This is a genomic window from Neisseria sp. P0001.S005 (assembly GCF_051963715.1).
Genome location: NZ_JBQCTZ010000253.1, coordinates 1 through 4339 on the forward strand (window position 1 = coordinate 1; position 4339 = coordinate 4339).

Consider the following 4339-nt stretch of genomic DNA (forward strand, 5'->3'; position numbering starts at 1 on the left):
CAATCATGGCTTGGGCGGTTTGCTGAAAGAAGGTGCTCATGGAAATCCCCTAAATGGCTTAGTAGGAATTTAGGGGAATTTTGCAAAGGTCTCGGCCCATTGACGCATGAGAGACTGTTACGCATTACTGCTTCAATTGAGGCAGAATTTTTTAGTCACATCAAAAGATTTAGTGCTGTAACGATTTTGCACGATTCCCCGAACATTCATCATACTTTTTCTTAAAAACTGAAAGTGCCATGATACAAAGGCCGTCTGAAAAATCCTTCAGACGGCCTTTATTCTCAAATTTCCGCCGGCGGCTGCGGTGTATCCTCATCTTCCTGCTGCGTTTTGGCCTTGGCAAAACGGCTGAACCAAATGCCGGCTTCGTAGAGCAGAATCAGCGGAACAGCAAGCAGGGTTTGAGAAATTACGTCAGGCGGCGTGATGATTGCAGCCACGATAAACGCACCGACAATCACATACGGACGCGCATTCTTAAGCTGTGCAGTCGAAACAATGCCCATTTTGGCAAGCAACACCACAACGACGGGAACTTCAAACGTCGTACCGAATGCAACAAACATGCCCAAAATAAAGGACAGGTATTTGTCGATATCGGTCGCCATATTGACACCGACAGGGGTTACACCGGCCAAGAATTTGAAAATAACGGGAAACACCAGGAAATAGGCAAACGCCATACCGACAAAGAAAAGCGTTACGCTGGACAACACCAGCGGCGTAATCAAACGTTTTTCGTTTTGGTATAAGGCAGGAGCGACAAACGCCCAGACTTGATACAGCGTATGCGGCAACGACAGCAGAAACGCCGCCATCAAAGTAACCTTGACCGGCACAAAAAACGGCGCGATCACATCGGTCGCAATCATGCTGGTATCTTTAGGCAGATTGGCCATCAATGGTTCGGCAACAAAGGTATAGAGCTGCTGGGCAAACGGCATCATGCCCAAAAAGCAGACGACGATACCGATGACGATCCACATCATGCGGCGGCGCAGCTCGAGAAGATGCTCGATAAGCGGTTGGACGGGTTGTTCGTGTTGAGGTTCGGACACCGGTTGACTCACTTTTTACTTACGGACGCGCAGTTTGGGCTTGGCGTGGAATTTCGGGCGCATATCGCGTTTGCGGCTCATCGCCTGCTTACGCAAAGAAGTCGTATGCAGCGGAGGAACATCGGCAACAGGAGATTCGATATAGCTTACTTCTACCACAGGGGCAGGTGAAACCGAAGCCGTCAAATACTCACGCCAAGCGCGGTCTTGCTCGGACTCGGCATTTTCGGCCTCGACAGGCTCTTGAGTTTGCGCTGCTTCACCCTCTTCAGGAATTTGGGCCGCACTTTCATTTTCAGTGCTGCTTGAAGCCAAATCAGGCAGAGGATTACCGAACTCGTCCACGCCAAAATCAGCTGGAGTTTTTTGTTCAGGCAGGCGCTCCCAAGGCTTGAGGCCGTCTGAAATATCGCTCAGGTTTTTTTGTGCATCGTTGCCCAAGTCTTTGATACCGTCGCGAAACTCAGATGCAGCGGTTTCAAATTCCTGCTTCACCTTGCGCAATTCATCCAACTCAGCCTGAGTGTTGAGCTCCTGCTTAACGTTATTGACGAATCCTTGCAATTTGCCGACCAAACGCCCGGCCGTGCGCGCAGCTTGCGGCAGACGTTCGGGACCAAGCACTATCAGGGCGACAACACCGACCAGCAGCAGCTCGCCCAAACCGAAATCAAACATGGATTATGCTTTGTCTTCGTCTTTTTTGTGTTCGATGACTTCGTCTTTTTTGGCATCTTTGCCGTCTGTACCTTCATTCAGGCCTTGTTTGAAGTCATGCACTGCACCGCCGAGGTCTTTGCCGACGTTGCGCAATTTTTTGGTACCGAATACCAAAACGACGATAATCAGTACGATAATCCAGTGCCAAAGAGAGAAGCTACCCATGATAAATCCTTGAATTTGTTTAATTTAAAAAGAGATAATAATTATGCGGGCGTACCCATGATATGGATATGCAGGTGAAAGACTTCCTGTCCACCGCCTTTACCTGTGTTGATCAGGGTTTTAAAACCGTCGGTCAAACCTGCCTCATGGGCGATTTGAGGGACTTTCAACATCATTTTGCCCAATAGGGTTTGATGTTCGGCGGTTGCGTGTGCCAGTGAATCGAAGTGTACTTTCGGAATAAGCAACAGATGTACCGGCGCGGCAGGACGGATGTCTTTGAAACAAAGCATCTCGTCGTCTTCGTAAACGGTTTGTGCCGGAATATCTTTGGTTGTGATTTTGCAGAAAATACAATTATCCATAATGGCTCCAATGGCCGTCTGAAAACGGGCGTAACGGGTTTCAACCAAAAAAGGGAAATCGTTTTACCCCAAAAGACGGATTCTGAAACAGGTCAAATACGAGATTGTAATATAAATTCAAGATTCTTTGCGAGAAGCTTTTTCCACTAATCCCGACAAACCTTGACGGCGCGCAAGCTCGTTTACCACATCTTCGGCGCGCAATCCGTGATGCGCCAATAAAACCATGGTGTGAAACCACAAATCCGCCACTTCGTAAACCAAATGTTCACCACCGCCATCTTTAGAAGCCATCAAGGTTTCACCCGCTTCCTCGATGACTTTTTTCAAAATCTTGTCTTCGCCTTTGTGCAACAGTTGGGCAACATAAGAAGCATCGGGATCGCCGCCTTTGCGCGAATCGATGACGTTTTGAATTTGGGTAAGGATAGTATCGGTCATGGTCGGTTTCTCTTAATTTTCTTTCAGACGGCCTTTAAGGATGTTTATGTCCGTAAATCGCCTCTTCGTCTTTCAACACGGCATCGACTGCCTGCCATGCGCCCTCTTGCCAAACTTTGTAAAAACAGCTTTCGCGCCCAGTATGACAAGCAATACCGCCGTTTTGTTCAATCAGCATGACCACTGCGTCTCCATCGCAATCCAGGCGCAATTCATGTACTTTTTGCGTATGTCCGGACTCTTCGCCCTTCATCCATTGTTTTTGGCGGGAACGGCTGTAATAGTGGGCAAACCCGGTTTCTACAGTTTTTTGCAGGGCTTCGGCGTTCATCCAGGCAACCATCAGCACACGGTGTGTCTGCCAATCTTGGGCAATCGCACAAACCAAACCTTTTTCATCAAATTTTACGGCATTCATCAGCGTTTCGTTTATATTCGACATGTGCGTCTTTCTTCCATATTTTTCAGATGGCCTTTGGGTAGCAATCACAAACGCACTTCGATTCCTGCTTCACGCATGGCTAGTTTCGCTTCGCGGATACTCGCTTCGCCAAAGTGGAAAATACTGGCGGCCAATACCGCATCTGCCTTTCCTTCTTTAATGCCGTCCACTAAATGTTGGACCGAACCGACGCCGCCGGAAGCAATGACCGGAATATCGACCGCTTCGCTGACCGCGCGTGTCAGGGGCAGGTTGAAACCTTGCTTGGTACCGTCCCGGTCCATACTGGTCAGCAAAATCTCGCCCGCACCGCGTCGCTGCATTTCGACAGCCCATTCCACCGCGTCCAAACCGGTCGGATTACGTCCGCCGTGGGTAAAGATTTCCCAACGGGTGTTTTCAGGGTTGACCGCTTTGGCATCCACGGCAACAACAATCGCTTGCGAACCAAAAAAACCGGCCGCTTCGTTTACCAAATCAGGATTGGTTACAGCGGCCGTATTGATGCTGGCCTTATCGGCACCGGCATTAAGCAAACGACGGATATCGGCAACTGTGCGTACGCCGCCGCCGACCGTCAATGGAATAAAAACTTGTGATGCGACTGCCTCAATAACGTGCAAAATAGTGTCGCGATTGTCGCTGGAGGCGGTGATATCCAAAAAGGTCAACTCATCCGCGCCTTCATCATTGTAGCGTTTGGCAACGTCAACCGGATTGCCTGCATCGCGCAAGCCCAAAAAGTTGACACCTTTTACCACGCGACCGTCTTTTACATCCAGACAAGGAATAATTCGTTTTGCCAATGCCATACTCAATACCTCTTATCCGTTCTCAGGCCGTCTGAAACCGTCAGGCCAAAAATTTGCCCAACCAATCCGGCAAATGTTGCAACAGCTGAAAATAACCAATGCCGGCTATCATCGCCAAAACACAGGAAATAATGAAATTGCTGTCGATGCGGTCGACTATGGAAAAAATCAAACCGGCAAATGCCCACACTATCCCATTGAAAATCATCCAATAGGTATCGATAATTGGCAAATCAAACGCCGTCAGCTGCCGCAATATCACTGCAATCAGTGTAAACCACAAACTTTCGCTTAGCGGATACACTTCGCGATCGGATGACCAGATAATCCAAA

General features: G+C 48.7%; 8 protein-coding genes. All 8 read right to left on the bottom strand.

Annotation, left to right across the window (positions count from 1 at the left end; genetic code table 11):
• Positions 1–284: 284 nt before the first annotated feature.
• The gene (tatC, locus tag ACTHSP_RS18210; RefSeq protein ID WP_070712267.1) at positions 285–1061 is read right to left on the bottom strand and encodes a twin-arginine translocase subunit TatC; all 777 of its coding nucleotides are present in this window, start codon (positions 1059–1061) and stop codon (positions 285–287) included.
• Between the two features lie 15 nt (positions 1062–1076).
• Positions 1077–1739, bottom strand: a complete 663-nt coding sequence (tatB, locus tag ACTHSP_RS18215; protein WP_440346607.1) for a Sec-independent protein translocase protein TatB — start codon at positions 1737–1739, stop codon at positions 1077–1079.
• A gap of 3 nt (positions 1740–1742) precedes the next feature.
• Positions 1743–1946 carry a Sec-independent protein translocase subunit TatA gene (gene tatA, locus ACTHSP_RS18220; protein ID WP_003679438.1) on the bottom strand — a complete coding sequence of 68 codons (204 nt, stop codon included), beginning with the start codon at positions 1944–1946 and terminating at the stop codon, positions 1743–1745.
• Between the two features lie 41 nt (positions 1947–1987).
• On the bottom strand, positions 1988–2311 hold the full coding sequence (locus ACTHSP_RS18225) for a histidine triad nucleotide-binding protein (RefSeq protein WP_314513111.1): 324 nt from the start codon (positions 2309–2311) through the stop codon (positions 1988–1990).
• 117 nt (positions 2312–2428) lie between these two features.
• Positions 2429–2752 (bottom strand): phosphoribosyl-ATP diphosphatase, encoded by a 324-nt coding sequence (locus tag ACTHSP_RS18230; RefSeq protein ID WP_003679440.1) that lies wholly within the window; start codon positions 2750–2752, stop codon positions 2429–2431.
• A 34-nt stretch (positions 2753–2786) separates the two neighbouring features.
• Positions 2787–3194, bottom strand: coding sequence for a phosphoribosyl-AMP cyclohydrolase (hisI, locus tag ACTHSP_RS18235; protein ID WP_440346608.1), 408 nt, complete (start codon positions 3192–3194; stop codon positions 2787–2789).
• A gap of 44 nt (positions 3195–3238) precedes the next feature.
• Entirely contained in the window at positions 3239–4006 is a 768-nt protein-coding gene (hisF, locus tag ACTHSP_RS18240; protein WP_003748652.1) for an imidazole glycerol phosphate synthase subunit HisF, read from the bottom strand.
• Between the two features lie 40 nt (positions 4007–4046).
• Positions 4047–4339, bottom strand: a 293-nt coding sequence (locus tag ACTHSP_RS18245) for a multidrug transporter MatE (protein WP_440346609.1), incomplete at its 5' end; no start/stop codon positions are given.

Excerpts from the sequence above, each read along its gene's own strand:
- tatB (WP_440346607.1), bottom strand. The coding sequence starts at position 1,739 with ATGTTTGATTTCGGTTTGGGCGAGCTGCTGCTGGTCGGTGTTGTCGCC.
- tatA (WP_003679438.1), bottom strand. The coding sequence starts at position 1,946 with ATGGGTAGCTTCTCTCTTTGGCACTGGATTATCGTACTGATTATCGTC.
- ACTHSP_RS18225 (WP_314513111.1), bottom strand. The coding sequence starts at position 2,311 with ATGGATAATTGTATTTTCTGCAAAATCACAACCAAAGATATTCCGGCA.
- hisF (WP_003748652.1), bottom strand. The coding sequence starts at position 4,006 with ATGGCATTGGCAAAACGAATTATTCCTTGTCTGGATGTAAAAGACGGT.
- hisI (WP_440346608.1), bottom strand. The coding sequence starts at position 3,194 with ATGTCGAATATAAACGAAACGCTGATGAATGCCGTAAAATTTGATGAA.
- ACTHSP_RS18230 (WP_003679440.1), bottom strand. The coding sequence starts at position 2,752 with ATGACCGATACTATCCTTACCCAAATTCAAAACGTCATCGATTCGCGC.